The 16,336-nt window shown below is 60.3% G+C and carries 14 protein-coding genes; all 14 read right to left on the reverse strand.

Features of this window, described 5'->3' with window-relative positions:
• Nucleotides 1-148: 148 nt before the first annotated feature.
• The 14 genes from WC421_01460 to carA all read right to left on the reverse strand — a co-directional run bounded on the left by WC421_01460 (nt 149) and on the right by carA (nt 16,290).
• Nucleotides 149-928, reverse strand: a complete 780-nt coding sequence (locus tag WC421_01460) for a hypothetical protein (GenBank protein MFA5160887.1) — start codon at nt 926-928, stop codon at nt 149-151.
• A gap of 134 nt (nt 929-1,062) precedes the next feature.
• Nucleotides 1,063-2,115, reverse strand: coding sequence for a polysaccharide deacetylase family protein (locus WC421_01465; GenBank protein ID MFA5160888.1), 1,053 nt, complete (start codon nt 2,113-2,115; stop codon nt 1,063-1,065).
• Complete coding sequence (locus WC421_01470; protein ID MFA5160889.1) at nt 2,105-3,772, reverse strand: hypothetical protein; 1,668 nt, start codon at nt 3,770-3,772, stop codon at nt 2,105-2,107. Before WC421_01470 ends, WC421_01465 begins: the two co-directional genes overlap by 11 nt.
• Entirely contained in the window at nt 3,769-4,092 is a 324-nt protein-coding gene (locus tag WC421_01475; protein ID MFA5160890.1) for a HipA N-terminal domain-containing protein, read from the reverse strand. Before WC421_01475 ends, WC421_01470 begins: the two co-directional genes overlap by 4 nt.
• Nucleotides 4,092-4,286, reverse strand: a complete 195-nt coding sequence (locus WC421_01480) for a helix-turn-helix domain-containing protein (protein ID MFA5160891.1) — start codon at nt 4,284-4,286, stop codon at nt 4,092-4,094. Before WC421_01480 ends, WC421_01475 begins: the two co-directional genes overlap by 1 nt.
• A gap of 107 nt (nt 4,287-4,393) precedes the next feature.
• Nucleotides 4,394-5,149 carry an ABC transporter ATP-binding protein gene (locus WC421_01485; GenBank protein MFA5160892.1) on the reverse strand — a complete coding sequence of 252 codons (756 nt, stop codon included), beginning with the start codon at nt 5,147-5,149 and terminating at the stop codon, nt 4,394-4,396.
• Nucleotides 5,149-6,057: a PfkB family carbohydrate kinase gene (locus tag WC421_01490; protein ID MFA5160893.1), complete on the reverse strand. Its 909-nt coding sequence runs from the start codon at nt 6,055-6,057 to the stop codon at nt 5,149-5,151. The genes WC421_01485 and WC421_01490 overlap by 1 nt, the downstream gene beginning before the upstream one ends.
• Nucleotides 6,057-6,764, reverse strand: coding sequence for a SurA N-terminal domain-containing protein (locus tag WC421_01495; protein MFA5160894.1), 708 nt, complete (start codon nt 6,762-6,764; stop codon nt 6,057-6,059). Before WC421_01495 ends, WC421_01490 begins: the two co-directional genes overlap by 1 nt.
• The gene (locus WC421_01500) at nt 6,761-7,171 is read right to left on the reverse strand and encodes a polymer-forming cytoskeletal protein (protein ID MFA5160895.1); all 411 of its coding nucleotides are present in this window, start codon (nt 7,169-7,171) and stop codon (nt 6,761-6,763) included. The genes WC421_01495 and WC421_01500 overlap by 4 nt, the downstream gene beginning before the upstream one ends.
• Nucleotides 7,171-8,154 (reverse strand): M23 family metallopeptidase, encoded by a 984-nt coding sequence (locus WC421_01505; GenBank protein MFA5160896.1) that lies wholly within the window; start codon nt 8,152-8,154, stop codon nt 7,171-7,173. The genes WC421_01500 and WC421_01505 overlap by 1 nt, the downstream gene beginning before the upstream one ends.
• Before the next feature lie 65 nt (nt 8,155-8,219).
• Nucleotides 8,220-10,409, reverse strand: a complete 2,190-nt coding sequence (locus WC421_01510) for a UvrD-helicase domain-containing protein (GenBank protein ID MFA5160897.1) — start codon at nt 10,407-10,409, stop codon at nt 8,220-8,222.
• Nucleotides 10,410-10,661: 252 nt separating this feature from the next.
• Entirely contained in the window at nt 10,662-11,966 is a 1,305-nt protein-coding gene (locus tag WC421_01515; GenBank protein ID MFA5160898.1) for a M14 family metallopeptidase, read from the reverse strand.
• 56 nt (nt 11,967-12,022) lie between these two features.
• On the reverse strand, nt 12,023-15,235 hold the full coding sequence (carB, locus tag WC421_01520; GenBank protein MFA5160899.1) for a carbamoyl-phosphate synthase (glutamine-hydrolyzing) large subunit: 3,213 nt from the start codon (nt 15,233-15,235) through the stop codon (nt 12,023-12,025).
• The gene (carA, locus tag WC421_01525; protein MFA5160900.1) at nt 15,232-16,290 is read right to left on the reverse strand and encodes a glutamine-hydrolyzing carbamoyl-phosphate synthase small subunit; all 1,059 of its coding nucleotides are present in this window, start codon (nt 16,288-16,290) and stop codon (nt 15,232-15,234) included. Before carA ends, carB begins: the two co-directional genes overlap by 4 nt.
• Between the last annotated feature and the right edge of the window lie 46 nt (nt 16,291-16,336).

A 16,336-nucleotide genomic window follows, 5' to 3' on the forward strand; every position in this document is an offset into this window, starting at 1 on the left:
AAACCCCCGTTTCCGGGTCTTTTCGGCAGAACGCCGGCCTGCGCGGGCGATGCGTAAAGGCCGAAACCGCCCCGCCGCAGCGCGGCTGGCCGATACGTATATGTTTTATAACATTTAGGGACGGTTCACAAACGGGGGGAAAGGTTCTCTATTGCGGGGCGGCGGCCATCGGCTCGCCCACAAGCTGGTAATTGCCGGCCCACTGCAGTTGCACCGGCCCGACTCCCTTTTCCATCCAGTAAAGCGCGCCGATCGGGACGCCGCCGTTCCAGTCCTGCTGGTAAAACAGCATAAGCGTTTCGCCGTGCCTGCGCCCCAGAACATCCTCAAAAAACGGCAGCACTTTGGCGAACCAGACGGACTGATGGCCTTTTTGCGCCACAGCCTGGCCGGGCAGCATGTGCGAGGCCAGCACATCCAGGTAAATCCCGCATTCCAGTTTGCCGCCCACCGGCTGATGCCCGCCCCACAATATCTCGCCGCCGGAGCGGAAACGCATTTTTTTGACCGGGCCCAGAATGGCGGCCTCCGCCCCGCTGGACGGGTAATCATCCCCGAATTCCACCACGCCGCGCAGCGGGTCGTAGCGCAGCAGCCAGCGGTCCTTCCACTTTCCGTTGAGATAATCGTCCTGCCAGACGGTTCCGTCCGGCTGGCGGGAAAACACAGATGTCATGTTCGCCGGCAAGCCGCCCTTGTTAAAATAGTTGAACACGGCGGGCTTGCCGGACGCGGGCTGCGGCCAGTAATCGGGAACGAAAACAACGGCGGGAGCAGCGTCCGTGAAGAGCGGAACCGGAGGCGGAGCCGCAGCGTCCGCCGCGAAGCGCGCGCCCGCCGCCAACGCGCCGAAAACAGATTCCTCCGCCGCCGCGCAAGACACGGACAAAACCGCCGCAGCGGCAATCATAAAAATGTTTTTTTTCATCACACAAACCGCCGCGCCTGTGCCTGTTTCCAACCGCAGGAAATTATCGCAGGAAACGCATTTCGCGCGACAGGGTCAAAAGGCCCAGCCGGGATCCTGCGGCGCGTTCCGCTCGGGGGGAATTTTGCAATCCGCTACACGGGCTTGCGGGAGGCGCCGTCGAACGGCGCGGGGGGCGTCTGGCGCGGCGGGGGCGGGTTGTTCTGGGGCGGCAATGCCGCCGGCGCAGCCTCGGATGATTTCGGCGCGGGCGCGGCAGGCTTGTCCGGGGAGTTGGCGTCGCTGCGCGGAGTTTTTTCTTCGGCTGCGGGGGCGGATTTATCGGAATGCCGCCGGCGCGAATGCGCCGGTTTTTCCTTCTCCGGCGCGGGAGCCGGTTTGCGCGGCGCGGGAACAGGTTCAGCGGACGGCTTCTGCTTTTCCGCCGGCGCGGATGCAGCCTGGGCGGCGGGCTCCGGCGCGCTTTCCTCACGACGCGAAGGTTCGCCGCGCGTTACAGCGTTGTTTTCCGGACAGTCCAGCAAAGTGTCCAGCCTGACGGGAACGAGGCGGCGTTTTTTCGCCTCCTCCAGAACGCGGCGGACTATGTACACCGTGGCCTGCCGGTGGTCGCCGCCGTCGTGCAGCAGCAGTATCGCGCCGGGCGTGAGGCTGGCCAGATATTTCTTGAGCAACTCTTCCTTGGGGCGGCTTTCCCAGTCGGAGCCGTAATCCCAGTTGACCACCACGTACTTGTTGCGGCGGGCGGTTTGCAGCACCCATTTCTTTGTGATGCCGTACGGCATCCGCATGAAGCGGGTGTGGTAGCCGGTGTGTTTTTTAATAATATCGGAGGTGCGCTCCAGCTCGCTTTCCAGCTTGGAGACGCGCTTTTCCTCCGGCACTTTGTTGAAATTGCTGTGCGTATAAGTGTGGTTGGCGACGAGATGTCCCGCCTTGGCCTCCTCCTCCAGCAGCTTCGGGTTCCTGGCGGCCTGGCCGCCGAGGACAAAGAAAGTGGCCTTCGCGCCGTATGCGTCCAGCAGTTTTAGCACGTCTTCGGTGGCGTCGCCGGGACCGTCGTCAAAGGTAAGCGCCACATAGGGCCGGCTCTTCGGGCCGGAGGTTATGAACTTGCCGTAAGAGATATTATCGCCCGCGAAAGCCGGCGCCGCCAGCAGCAGCGCGGCAAAAATTTCATATTTCATAATTCTCCAGGTTCTTCCTGCCCATTTTCCAGGGGATTGCGACCGCCAGGATATTGACCAGCACGTATCCCGCGATGCACAGCGACAGCCAGCGCATGTCCCATGGCGCGGAATAAAATTTGTTGTAGAAGTGCATTCTGACCGGATACGCCTCCAGCGAAATAACCGCGGCCAGATACCCCACGCAGCAGGCCATATAGACGAACCCTCCGGCGGAGCTTTCCACCTGGTGTATGTTTTCCACGTCAAAGCGCGGGAACACCGCGCCCAGGCCGACGCCCATCACGCAGCACACCGCGGACGCCGCCGCTATCGTGCCCAGCCCCAGCGCTGACACGAAAAAATCCGCCTTCAGCAGGATATTGGAAACCGCCACCAGCGTTATCCCCACAAGCGCCGACGGCAGCGCCCACAGAACCAGCTTTTCACGCATGACCGAGGCAAGCGGCACCGGCGCGGCGCGCAGCAGCCAGAAGCTGCGCCCCTCCAGGCTTACGGCGGGGAAGGTGAAACGCAGCCCAATCGCCGCCACCACAAACCCGGCTATCGCTATGTTGAAAAAAGCGATGAGGCTTTTGAGGTCCGCCGACTCCAGCGGCAGCTTCCTTATGCTGAACAGGTACACCGCCATTATCGCCGCTATAAGCGCGGCCTGCGACCAATAGCGCATGTCGCGCATGAAAACGCGCCTGTCCTTCCATAAAAGCGTGGCCTGCACCCGCTCCAGCAGGCCGGCGCGGAAGAGTTTGCGCTCCACCGGCTCGGAAAAATGCGGCTTGTTCTGGCGCATTCCTTCCTGCGCGCCGTTGAAGCCGGCCAGATATGTCCATTTTGACAGATATGCCAGCGCCCCGTAAACAACCAGAACGGAGCCGAACAGCGCCGCAACGTATTTGGCGAAAACCGCGTATTTGCCGAATAAAAAAGCCTGCATCCCCCCCACCAGCCACCACGAAGGCAGATACGGCGCGGTCGGCGCCTGGAGGTATTGCAGGTATCTGGACACCACCTCCATGGCGCCGGGGTTCAACAGCAGCTCCGGCTGGGAGAAACGCAGCATCATGTAGGCCAGCACCATCGCCAGGCTGCCCAGCAGCCAGACGGTGTCGCGCGTCCTGCCGGTGGGAAAAAACCACATCAGCGCCATGCTAAGCGCCATGCCGCCCGCCGCGCCCAGCAGCACAAACGGAATCAGCAGAACGGCAAAATAGAGGTAAAAGAACACGGAGGCGTGTTCCGCCCGGCCCAGCGCCAGCACGAAAGGCAGCATCACCGCCACCAAAGTCCAGGAGGAGTACACCGCCGTCTCCACAGCTTTGTCAAAAAACACCAGCCGCGCCGGGATGGGGGAGGAGAAAAGGAATTTCAAATCGTCCGAATAATAGAGCGTGGTCATCGCGGAGATGAGGCCGGAAATCCCCACCATCGTAAACATCGCCAAAAACAGCATCGCCGTCATTTTCCAGGGCAGCAGCGGCCCGATGATGGAGACGCCGTAAAGATACCCCAGCGCGCGGCCAAACCAGTAATACATCAGCGCCAGTATCAGCAGCCCCGCCAGCGAAAACCCGGCGCGCACGCTTATATCCCAGAGGCTCATGCTCACCAGCCGGTTGAACGCGCTCTGCGCCCGGCGGCGGAGGAGAAGTTTTATCATAACAGCCTGCCGGAACGTTCCGCAATCACAGCGGACAGCAATTGCCTGTGCTTCGGCCCCAGAGAGGAGGCTTCCAGATACTGCGCCGCCCGCGCCGCAAGCCCGAGCACGTCCTCAACCGCGTTGGCGGCGGCTTTCCGGTCAATGCCAAGACCCTCCGCAAACCGGTCAAAGTCGGCGCGCAACGGCAGAGACAGGCTCACCGGGCGCGCCTGCGGGAAAGCCAGATATTCCGACGCATATTCAAAAACATAGCCTGAACCGGTTTCCGTCAAAGTTCCGGCTTTCGTCCCGGAATAATAAACAGCAGCCGTTTTCATCACATGTCAACCGGGCCGAGGATTTTGCCGAAAAGCCTAAGCACTTTATTTACGGCGTCCGCGCGAACCGTTTCCTTGCCCTGTTCAAGTCCGCGGACAAAACGCAGCCCCACCCCGGCCCTGCGCGCCAGTTCCGGCTGAGTGAGCTTAAGTTCTTTCCGGCGTTTTTTGACAAATTCCCGCACTTTTTTCATAGTATGCCCGATGGGGTATAATAACGCCAAATTGCCAAAATTTGACGCTTGTCATAACATGATTTGAGGCTTCTACAATAGTTATTATACCCCTTAGGGTATAATATTCAAGTCTGCTGCTGTATGTTTTTTTCCGAAGTAAGTTCCATGAACACGTCTTCCAGCGAGTAGTTGCCTGTGGCGGCGGACTGGCCGGCTTTCGCGCGCAGTTCGTCCAGGGTGCCGGTTTCCAGCAGCCTGCCGCCGTGCATTATGCCTATGCGCCCGCAAAGCTTTTCGGCTATTTCCAGGATATGGGTGCACATGAAAATAGCCACGCCGGATTTGGCCAGGTCCAACAGTATCCCCCGCACCATCCGGGCGGATTTGGGGTCCAGCCCGACCATAGGCTCGTCCAGCAGGACGGCTTTAGGCTCGCGCAGCAGCGCGCCGGCTATGACCAGCTTCTGGCGCATCCCGTGCGAATAGGATTCAAGCAGTTCCCCCTGCCAGCCCAGCAGTTCGAACATCTCCAGCAGCTCCGGTATCCGTTTTTGCTGCTTTTCCTCCGGCACTTCGTAAAGGTCGCCTATGAAGCGCATGAACTCCGCGCCGGTGAGTTTGGGGTAGACGAAAGGCTCGTCCGGGATAAGCGCAAGCAGCCGCTTGGCCTGAACCGGATTTTCAACAATATCCGCCCCGAACAGCGAGACAGAGCCGGACGTCGGGCGCATCAGCCCGGACATTATCTTGACCGTGGTGGTCTTGCCCGCGCCGTTGGGCCCCAGGAATCCGAATATTTCGCCCGGCTGCACGTCTATGCTGACGCCGTTGACGGCGGAGAGGTCCCCGAATTTTTTGACGAGATTGCGTAGCCGTATCATCAGAGCGAGGCGATGGCTTTGTATTCCTTAAGCCGCCGCGCTATCTGTTTGCGGGTAACGGCGGCCAGCCCCTGCGCGCCGAAGGATTCCACCGCGAAAGAGCCCATCACCGTCCCGAAGGCCAGCGCGGCCTTGAGCTCGCCGAAAGCGCGCGGCGCGCGGGAGCCCGCGATGTATCCCATGAACCCGCCGGCAAAGGTGTCGCCCGCGCCGGTGGTGTCTGCCACCGCAGCCACGGGATAGGCGCACAGCGAGCACATCTTGTCCCCGGAAAAAACCGCCGCGCCGTAGTCGCCTTTTTTGACCACCACGGCCTTCGGCCCCAGCGCCAGCGCGGCGCGCCCGGCCCGGACATGGTTATGCTCGCCGGTGAGCTGGCGGGCCTCGTCCTCGTTTACAAAGAAAATGTCAACCTTGCGCAGCAGCTTTAGCAGCGCGGCGCGGCTGCGCTGTATCCACATGTTCATGGAATCGCAGGCCACAATGCGCGGGCGCTTCATTTTTGAAAGCACATGCAGCTGAAGCCGCGGGTCTATGTTGGCCAGAAACAGCGCCGGGCAGGCCCGCTCCGGCGCGGAAAGCGCGGGGCGGAAATGCTCAAACACGTTTAGTTCCGTTTTTCTGGAGGTGGCGGTGCGGAAGTCCGGGCTGTAGCTGCCTTCCCAGCGGAAGGTTTTGCCGGGCAGCGTTTCAAGCCCCTCGGTGTTGACACCCGCGCCTTCAATAAGCCTGTGGTATTTTTCCGGGAAGTCCGCGCCCGCCGCGCCGCACAGCCGCACCGGCGCGAAATGCGCCGCACTGAGCGAAAAATACACCGCCGAACCGCCCAGCGCGTTAACCGCTTTCCCCGCCGGAGACTCAATGCCGTCCAGCGCGACCGAACCCACTACCAGAATTTCATTTTTCATCAGATTCCCTGCTCGCGTTTTGACAGGAATTCCTCGAACTTGCCGGTGGCGATATAGCTGTTCAGATAGGTGTTTATCATCCCGCCCGCCTTGGCGCGCACAATTTCCTGAGCGAATTCCGCTTTGTCTTTTTTGGGGTCCTTGCCGGGCTTGCGGCCCGACGCGGCGTAGGCGGCGTCCAGTTCCTGCGGAGTTACTTTAGCCGCGGCGATGATGAGGCTGCGGAATTTGGAGGCGTCGCGCTCGGCGCGCAGTTCGTTTTCAAACTGGACGGGCTGCATTTTGTAGGCATAGGCCACGCCGCGGGCGTAAAGCTCCGGGTTGAACTTGCCTTCGCGCTGGAACATGGGCAGGTTCTGGACTATGGCGGCAACCTCGAAATCGCCGGTGCTCATGTCGTATTCCCTGGCGCCCGCGCCGAGGATTTTTTCCACCACCAGCTCCTCCAGCACCTGTTTCTGTATGGTTTTGCGCAGGTTATCGGGAATTTCCGTCAGCCCTTTGCTGGTCAGCATTTCCATGCGCCTGTTGTACTGCCGGTAGAATTCCTGATTGGTGATTTTCAGGCCGCCCACCCGGGCCGCCAGGTCCATAGTGGCCGAGCCGGAACCCAGGTACGACCCCAGCCCCACGAATATGCCGGCCATGAATGTGGCTATGACGGCGATATAAATGATGCGCTTGTGCTTGTAAAAAAATGTAATCATGGCCTCTCATCCCCGGAGGCGCGCTCCGGCTCGGCGGCGGCCTCCTCTTCTTTCATCATGGAGCAGTGCCCCTCGAAAAACGCGCCTTCCTCTATGACAATCCTGCCGGTCCGTATGTCGCCGGAAACCCTGGAGGTGGCCAGCAACTCCGCCGAGCGCGCCGCCGAGATATTGCCCTTGACCTCGCCGCCCACGACGGCGGATTCCGCGGCGATGTCGCCCACCACCTTGCCCGTCTCGCCAATCACCACGGCGTGCGCCTCGGTTATGGAGCCTTCCATCCTGCCGTCTATGCGCAGCGAGCCTTTGGCGTTTATCGTGCCCTGGAAATACGCCTCCGGCCCCACCACCGAAACCATGTTGCCAAGCTCGAACATCCTGTCCTGGCTTTTTTTCAGAAACGCCATCAATCCTCCCGCGCGGGCTTGTCCGCGACTGCCGTCATATATTTTACCGGATTTACCGGCTTGCCGCTCTGCCAGACCTCGTAATGGACATGGCTTCCGGTAGAACGGCCCGTGGTCCCCATGCGCGCTATAATCTGGCCCCTTTTCACCTGCTGGCCTTCCTTAACCTCCAGCTTGGCCGCATGGCCGTAAAGCGTGGAATAGGCAAAGCCGTGGTCCAGCAGCACGGCCTGCCCGTAGCCCGCCGCCCAGCCGGCGTGGCGCACCACGCCGTCCGCCGTGGCGCGTATGGGCGTGTCGGGCCTGTTGCTTATGTCAACTCCTGGATGAAACTCGCCGTAATCGGATTCAAAAGGCGACATCCGGTAGCCGAACGGCGACGTTACCGCGCCGGGCGCGGGCCATATGGCAGGGGTGGCCCTGTACATGGAGCGCTGGTTGGTTATATACCACGCTATCTCCTGAAACCCGGCCAGCGCGCGCTGGGACTGTTCGGTAACCTGGCGCATGCCGTTGCGGAAAACGCTGTCGCTTATCCAGGCGGCTTTTTTCTCCAGCGCGCGGCGCAGGCTGTTCGCGTCGGAGGAGGGGGCGCCGCCCTCGCCGCCGTTATCGCCATCGTCGCGTATGATGGCGTTCCTGCTGCCCATGCCCAGCATGTGGCGCATCTGCTCGTCGGTTTTGCGGGTCAGCTCTATGTATTTCCTGCCGCGCTCCATCTCCCCGGAGACATAGGCGACTCTGGCGGAAAGCACGCGGTTGTCGGCCTTGGTTACGTAATAATCCAGATTCCTGCCCGCCACATACCCGGCCCACAACGTAATGCCGGTCCACAACGCCGCCATAAACAGCAGGAACGGCACCGAAAACCGCAGCCGCCACGCCGGCAGCGGGCCGTATGGCACCACCATAAGGCTGACGGGCCGCCGCCAGCTTTTGCGCAGCGCCCGCAGAAAAGAGCGAATACCGGTTACAGCCCGCATAAATTTGTCATCCCCTCACCGGCTCCGGCGCGCCGCCGGCCCCGCGTTCCATTGTGCTTTTTTTGTCAGAGTATTTCCAGCGGGGCATAGCGCAGCATGAATGTCTGCCGTCCGCCCTGGTCAAAAACCACGGTTATCTTGACGCCCTCGCCGGAGCCGGACTGCGCGATTATTTTCCCCGTCCCGTACACCGCGTGGCGCACCCGCTGGCCGCCCAGCGCCCTGGCCGCCGGCACTATTTTCGGCGCGGGCGGCGGCGCAAACTCCACATTGTCGGCGCCGGGCCGAAACACCTCGGTCTGCGCCATCAGCTTGCTTTCAAACAAAAACCGGGACGGCAGGTTGGCATACACCTTGCCGAAAAGCCGCCGCGTCGCCGCGTGCGTGGCGAACAGCCTTTTGCGCGCGCGCGTCATGGCCACATAGCAGAGGCGGCGCTCCTCCTCCAGTTCGTCCTCGCCGGCGTCGCCGGAGCCTATGGGAAACAGCCCCTCCTCCAGCCCGGTTACAAAAACAAAAGGAAACTCCAGCCCCTTGGCCAGATGGACGGTCATAAGCGTAACCCCGCTGCCGGAGGCTTCGTCCGAGGGGCTTATGAGCGCCACCTCCTCCAGCCAGCCGGAAAGCGAGGCCTCCGCCTGGGCGCGGGCGCAGCGCTCCTCGTACTCGCGCGCGCCGTTTAGCAGTTCCTGCAGATTGGCCAGCCGGCCCTTGGCCTCATCGTCATGGGGATTCTTTTCCACCGCCGCTTCCAGCGATTTCCAGTAACCGCTAAGCAGCAGCGCCCGCTGCAGCATATGCGCCGGCGGGGAAGTCTGCGCCTCCCTGTGCAGCGAGTCCAGCAGATTTGAAAACTCTCCCATTGCGCGGCGCGCGGCGGGGGTTATCCCCTCTATGAAAGCCGCAGCCTCCATCGCCTCGCAGAGCGCGACGCCCTTTTCGGCGGCGTATTTCTCAAGCCGCTCCTGGGATTGCTTGCTTATGCCGCGCGCGGGGACATTAAGCACCCGCGCCAGGCTGACCGGGTCGCGCGGGCTGACGGCCAGCCGCGCATAGGCCACCGCGTCCTTTATTTCGGCGCGGTCGTAGAATTTTGTCGCGCCCACAAGACGGTAGGGGATTTGCGCGCGGCGGAACGCCTCTTCAAAAGAGCGGCTCTGCGCGTTGGTGCGGTAGAACACGGCTGTTTCGGAAAGCGAGGCGCCGTCTTCTTCCACCAGCCGGCCTATCTGCGAGGCGACCCAGCGCGCCTCGTCGGATTCGGAGGGCAGCTCCTGCACGCGCACATCCTCGCCCTGCGGGTTTTCGGTGTAGAGATTTTTTTCCTTGCGGCGGAGATTGTATTTTATCAGGGTGTCCGCCGCCGCCAGTATTTTAGCGGTGGAGCGGTAATTAAGCTCCAGCGCGACGGTTTTGGCGTCCGGAAAATCTCGCTCAAACTCCAGTATGTTGCGTATGTCGGCGCCGCGCCAGGAGTATATGGACTGGTCCGGGTCGCCCACGGCGCAGATGTTGCGGTGCTTGGCGGAAAGCAGCTTGGCCAGCATGTACTGGGCGCGGTTGGTGTCCTGATACTCGTCCACCAGAACATGCAGGAAATGCTCCTGGTAGTATTCGCGCACATCGTCGCGCGTTTTCAGCAGCTCGGCGGGTTTCATCAGCAGGTCGCCGAAATCCAGCGCGCCCGCGGCGTTAAGCGCGGCCTGATAGCGCAGATACACATCCGCCGCCACCTGCCTGCCGGGCGCGGGCGAGGTCTGCGCGTGTATGGAATAGGACTGCGCGTCCATCAAATCGTCCTTGGCGCGGGAGATGATGTTGAGATAGAGGCCGTACTTGTTTTTTTCGTCCTCGCGGCCCAGCGCGGACAGCGCGGACTGTATGATTTTGCGCTGGTCGTTATCGTCGTAGATGACAAAATCGGGCTTGAGCCCCAGCACGGCGGCGTGGCGGCGCAGCAGCCGCGCGCCGAAAGAGTGGAATGTGTGCGTCCACACCTGCCAGCCGCGTCCGGGAACCAGCGCGTCCACGCGCTGGCGCATTTCCGCGGCGGCCTTGTTGGTGAATGTAACCGCCAGTATGCGCGACGGCGAAACCCCGCCCGCTATCAGCCGCGCTATGCGGCAGGTGAGGGTGCGGGTTTTGCCCGTCCCCGCGCCGGCCACTATAAGCAGCGGCCCGCCGGCGTGGACGACGGCCTCTCGCTGGCGGGCATTGAGCCCGGACAGCATGGAGTCGTATACCGAGGTTTCCATAAAAAAATAAAAGCCGCCTGCGAGCCGGCGGCTGCATATCACATTTTATAATTTATTAAGCGAAACATGAACCCGAAATTCTGCACGGGAATGCCACGCTCTCCGCCGTCCATGTTCCCGCCGCCAACTGCATTATGCCTGGCGCGAAACCGGCGGCTTCTCTAAAAGTGCTGCCGGATTCGCCGGGGGGCAAAAATTTCCGGCCCGCCGCAGGCGCAGCGGGCCGGGAGCCGAAATTCATTTTCCCCGCGGTTATCTGCCCGCTTTTTCGGCCTGGGAGGGGTTGTCGGCTATCTGCGACATGTAGAGCATCGCCTTGACGTTCCCCGCCGCGGACTGGTCTATCATCCCCGGACCAGGATAGAAACCGCCGTAATTGTAACGCTCTGGGTCCAGCTCTATTGTAAAGGCGAAAACATGATGCTTTTCATAAGCCCAGTCGCACATATCGCCGGTGGCCACGTAGAGTTCGCTGCTTTTCATGGCCTTGTAGCCGGTGAAGCCGGCCAGCTTGCCGGCTATGGCCTTGAAGATTTTAAGGTCTTTACCGTCGCTTACATCATCATCCGTGCTGCCCAGCGGATACAGCACCAGCCGGCTGTAGCTGTGATACGCGATTGCCACCGCAACGTTGGAATGCTTTCCGAAAAAATCGCGCACTGCCTGCGTTTCCGGCTCGGAAAAGGCGGCGGTTCCCATGTAGGTGTCGGAACCCGGGTTGGAGGAGGAGCCGCCCTGCCCCCACCGCGCGGCATAGTTGCGGTTGAGGTCCACGCCGAAGGCGTCGCCGCCCGTCTTGGCGCGATTCTTACGCCACCAGCGGTACTGGCCTTTATCTATGTCGTACTCCGCGCCGTCGGGGTTGAGCATGGGAACGATGTAAATGTCGCGCCCTTCAAGAACGGCTTTGGCCTCGCCGTCCTTGTTTTCGGCCAGCCAGGCGGCGTATTTGAGCGGCATTTCCACGCTGAGATGCTCCCGCGCGTGATGGTTGCCTATGAAAAGCGCGCCCGGCTTGCCGCTTGGCTTGTCGCCGGACACGGAGCTGTTGAGCCGCAGGCACAGTATCTCCCGCCCCTGCACGCTTTTGCCTATGGAGAATATGGACGAGTAGCCCTTGAGCTTCTCCGCATAAGCCTTGAGGTCGGACTGCATCCGGTCAAAATTGTGGTATTTGAGGTCCGACGGCGGAAAATCCTTGGTAAACGAGGCGCTGAATTTTTCCAGCGGGATGCTGGAGATGATTTCAAAACCGGCCTCTTTTATTTTTGAAAGCGTACCCTCGTTTGCTATGCCGGCGGAGGAGTCTTTGCCCGCCTCCACTATGTCCATGCCCAGATTGAATATCCGGGTGCGCTCCTGCGACGATTTGGCCGACACCACCGCCCAGTAGCGCGGGTTGACGGGTGTTTCTTTGGTTCCCGCCGGCGAAGCCGGAGACGCCTGTACGGGCCCGGCGGCGGAAGAAAGCTGTTTTGCCGGGGATTTGTTTCCTTCTGCGGACGCTGGGCCGGCGTTGGCAAACATCGCCGCGGCCAGCAGAAGTGCGGTTTTCAATTTAGCCTCCTGTGCTGTGCCTGCACTATATCATAAAACCGGCGGAACGGCTTTGATTAGGAGTTGTATTCGCCCCAGCTTTTTACGGCAAGGGAGTCCGGATTCAGCCGGCAAAATGCGGCTATGAAGGCCGCCGCCAGCTTCGCGTTGGTTATAAGCGGGATGTTATAATCCACCGCCGCGCGGCGGATGACATAATCGTTTTCCAGTTCCGCGCGGGAGAGGTTTTTGGGGATATTGATGACCAGATCTATTTTTCTTTCGCGCAGGTAATCCATTATATTGGGTTTCGCGTTTTCGCCGGGCCAGGCCAGCGCGGCGCATTCCACGCCGTTGGCGCTGAAAAATTCCGCGCTGCCCCTTGTGCCGAAAAGCGCATATCCTTTTTCCCGCAGCAGCCGCGCGCTTTCCAGCAGCTCTATCTTGGAGCGCGGCGGCCCGCTTGAGATGAGAATGTTTTTGGCCGGGATTGCGTATCCCACCGACAGCATGGCCTTAAGCACGGCCTCATGCAAACTGTCGCCCAGGCAGCCGACCTCGCCGGTGGAGGCCATTTCCACTCCCAGCACCGGGTCCGCCATGTGCAGCCGCGAAAAGGAAAACTGCGACGCTTTCACGCCGATATGGTCCAGGTCAAAAATTGACTTGTTCGGCTTTTCAAAACTCTCCCCCAGCATGATTCTGGCCGCCAGGTCTATGAAATTGCTCTTTAGCACCTTTGACACGAAAGGAAAACTGCGCGATGCGCGCAGATTGCACTCTATCACCTTGATATCGTTGTCTTTTGCCAGAAACTGCATGTTGAAAGGGCCGGAGATGTCCAGTTCTCTGGCTATCTGGCGGGAAATGCGCTTGATGCGGCGCGCGGTCTCTATATAAATTTTCTGGGCCGGGAAGACTATGGTCGCATCGCCCGAATGCACGCCCGCGAATTCCAGATGCTCCGAGGCGGCGTAGGCTATGATTTCGCCGTTTTTGGCGACGGCGTCCATCTCTATCTCCTTTGCTTCCTGTATGAATTCGGAGACTACCACCGGATGGCTTTTTGACACTTTCGCCGCCTGCGTCAGGAAATGTTCCAGCTCGCTTTTATTGGACACCACGTTCATCGCCGCGCCGGAGAGGACATAAGACGGCCTCACCAGCACGGGAAACCCCACGGTGTCGGCGAATTTATAAATCTCCTCCAGGCTGCTGGCCTCTTTCCAGCGGGGCTGGTCAACGCCCAGCCGGTCCAGCATGGCGGAGAATTTGTGCCTGTCCTCGGCGGCGTCTATGGAATGGGCGGAGGTTCCCAGTATCTTCACCCCCAGCGCGTGCAGCCGCATGGCGAGGTTGTTGGGGATCTGGCCGCCCACGGAAACAATAACCCCCTGCGGCGATTCCAGTTCCACGATGTCCAGCACCCGCTCCAGCGACAACTCGTCAAAATAGAGCCGGTCGCATTCGTCGTAATCGGTGCTGACGGTTTCGGGATTGTAATTTATCATCACGCCGCGCCAGCCCGTTTTCCGGGCGGCGCGCAGCGCGTTGACGCTGCACCAGTCAAACTCCACGCTGCTGCCTATGCGGTACGCGCCGGAACCCAGGACTATCACGGATTTCCCGTCCCGCTCAAATTCAATGTCATGACTCGTCCCGCAGTAAGTGAGATAGAGATAATTGGTGCGCGCCGGATATTCCGCCGCCAACGTGTCTATCTGTTTCACATACGGCACAATGCCCAGCGCCTTGCGCCGCGCGCGCACGCGCTGCAGCGCCTCTTCCATGCGCTCCGGCGGGCATTTGAGAGTCAGCCGCGCCAGCTGAAAATCTGAAAAACCGAGCTGCTTGGCGCGCAGCAGCTCTTTGGGCGGAATCTCGTCCGGCGAGCCGTATTTTTCAAGCGATTCCCCGGCGGAATGGATGTTTTTAAGTTTTTCCAGAAACCAGCGGTCTATTTTTGTAAGCTCGTTTATCCGCTCAACGGAAAAGCCGCGGCTGAAGGCTTCCTCTATCACGAAAATGCGCATGTCGGTGGGGCGGGCAAGCTCGCGCTCCACTTCGGAAAAATTCAAATCGCGGTTGGCCACGAATCCGTGCATCCCCTGGCCTATCATGCGCAGCCCCTTCTGCACGGCTTCTTCAAAGGTGCGGCCTATCGCCATCACCTCGCCCACGCTTTTCATGCTGCTGCCCAGCTCTTTTGACACGCCGGAGAATTTCCCCAAATCCCAGCGCGGTATTTTGCAGACTATATAATCCAGCGCCGGCTCAAAACACGCGGTGGTGGTGCCGGTAACCGGATTTTTAAGCTCGTGCAGCCCGTAACCCAAAGCCAGCTTCGCCGCCACCGCCGCCAGCGGGTATCCGGTGGCTTTTGAGGCCAGCGCGCTGGAGCGGGAGAGCCGCGCGTTCACCTCTATCACGCGGTAATCCTCAGAGCGCGGGTCAACCGCGTACTGGATATTGCATTCGCCCACTATCCCGATATGCCGGATGACTTTCAGCGACAGTTCCCGCAATTTATGGTATTCCGCGTTTGTCAGCGTCTGCGAGGGGGCGACCACTATGCTCTCGCCGGTGTGAATGCCCAGCGGGTCAAAATTCTCCATATTGCAGACGGTTATGCAGTTGTCGTATTTATCGCGGACGACTTCGTATTCAATTTCCTTCCAGCCTTTAAGCGATTCCTCAATCAAAATCTGGCCGGAATATGCCAGGCTTTTTTCCGTCAGCGCGGCCAGCTCCCGCTCGCAGGAGCAGAAGCCGCTCCCCTGCCCGCCCAGCGCAAATCCGGCGCGCACTATCACCGGATAGCCCAGCTTCGCGGCGGCGGCCAATGCCTCTTTTTGGGAGGACACCGCCGCGCTGCGCGGAGTTTTCACGCCGATTTCATCCAGTTTTTTTACGAAAAGCTCCCGGTCCTCGGTGTCCAGTATCGCCTGCATGGGCGTTCCCAGCACCTGCGCGCCGTGCCGCTCAAACACGCCCGCCTTGTGCAGCGCGATAGCGCAATTCAACGCCGTCTGCCCGCCGAAGGAGACGAAAACCCCGTCCGGCCTTTCTTTTTTTATGACGTCTTCCACAAAGCGCGGCGTTACCGGCAGGAAATAGATTTTATCCGCCGCGTCTTCCGATGTCTGCACCGTGGCGATATTGGGGTTTATGAGGACGGAGGCGATGCCTTCCTCTTTGAGCGTTTTCAGCGCCTGCGAGCCGGAATAGTCAAATTCCCCCGCCTCGCCTATTTTAAGCGCGCCGGAACCCAGCACGAGGACTTTTTTCACAGTTTCTCCATAAACCTGTCAAAAAGGAATTTGGTGTCCGAAGGCCCGCCTGAGGCCTCCGGGTGGAACTGCGCCGAGAAAAACGGCTTTTTGCGGTGAATAATCCCCTCGTTGGTCCCGTCGTTGAGATTGATGAAAAGCGGTTTCCAGTCCGGGCCCAGGGTTTTGTCGTCCACCGCGAAGCCGTGGTTCTGCGAGGTGATGTAGGCCCTGCTGGTGCCGGCTTCAAGCGCGGGCTGGTTGTGGCTGCGGTGCCCGTATTTGAGCTTGTAGGTCTGCGCCCCGGCGGCAAGAGCCATAAGCTGATTGCCCAGGCAGATTCCGAAAACCGGCTTGTCCTTTTGCAGGGCTTTTGCGATATTTTCTATGGTTTTGCCGCATTGCCGCGGGTCGCCCGGCCCGTTGGAGATGAAAAGCCCGTCGTAATTCTCTTTTGATACATCCCAGTCCCAGGGAACGCGAATCACTGTCGCGTCGTATTTCAGCAGGCAGCGGATGATGTTGTTTTTGACGCCGCAGTCTATAAGCGCGATTTTGCGCCTGCCGTTGCCGTAGACAACGCGCTCTTTCACGCTGACCTCGGCGGCCAGATTGTCTTTGTTGGGGTCCCGGAAAGCCACATCTCCGGCGCACACGAGTTTGCCAAGCATCGCGCCTTTTTCCCGTATGAGCCTTGTCAGCGCGCGGGTGTCAACGCCGCAGAGGCCGGGGATATTATGTTCTTTCAGCCATTGTCCGAGGCTTTTTCTGGCGTTCCAGTGGCTGTATGCCGCCGAATAGTCGGATACCACCAGCCCCGCGACATGGATTTTTTCCGATTCAAAAAATTCCAGCAGCCCGCGCGCATCCCTGGCGGAATCCGGCACGCCGTAATTGCCCGCCAGCGGATAAGTCAGCACCAGAATCTGGCCACGGTAGGACGGGTCGGTGAGACTTTCGGGATAGCCGGTCAGCGCGGTGTTGAAAACCGCCTCGCCCGCGGCGGAGGCCTCCGCGCCGAAGGACTCGCCGGCTGCGCGGGTTCCGTCCTCAAGTTCCAGAAAGCATTCGCTCATGCGCCTCCCGGACAAAAGAAAACGCGGCAGGCGCCCCGCGCCCGCC

This window comes from Elusimicrobiales bacterium (genome assembly GCA_041651175.1).
Classification (GTDB): Bacteria; Elusimicrobiota; Elusimicrobia; order Elusimicrobiales; family Elusimicrobiaceae; genus JAQTYB01.